The sequence below is a fragment of the Micromonospora sp. DT228 genome, from assembly GCF_049841595.1.
GTDB lineage: Bacteria > Actinomycetota > Actinomycetes > Mycobacteriales > Micromonosporaceae > Micromonospora.
This window is the reverse complement of record NZ_JBNCKO010000078.1, coordinates 1-330: the sequence shown is the minus strand read 5'-3', so window position 1 is coordinate 330 and position 330 is coordinate 1. Positions and strand designations below refer to the sequence as shown.

Here is a 330-nt window from a genome sequence, read left to right as displayed (position 1 = left end):
CGGTGGCGCAGCGGGGGCAGCTTGTAGTTGCCGGTGACCCGGCCAGCCTCCTGCTCGTCACCGGACATGAGCACGATCTCCCGGCCGATGTTGGCGCTGGCGTCGCCGCCCTTGTCGCCGAAGGCGTGGTGCACGCCGCGCTGGGTGGCGGCGATCAGGTAGATCCCGGCGGAGGCGACGGCCTGGGTGCACTCGGCGTACATGTCGCCTGCGGTGACTTCGACCCCGTCGTAGTACGCCTTGACCTTGGTGTTCAGCGCGAACGACGCCTCGTCGATGTAGAAGAGGATCTTCTTGAAGCCGTGGCGGGCGGAGAACGGCTGGTCCTGA

At 67.6% G+C, this 330-nt stretch carries 1 protein-coding gene; it reads right to left on the bottom strand.

The genetic code is table 11. The features are described 5' to 3' along the window. Positions 1 to 330, bottom strand: a 330-nt coding sequence (locus tag ACLQ29_RS35490; RefSeq protein WP_425775718.1) for a hypothetical protein, incomplete at both ends; no start/stop codon positions are given.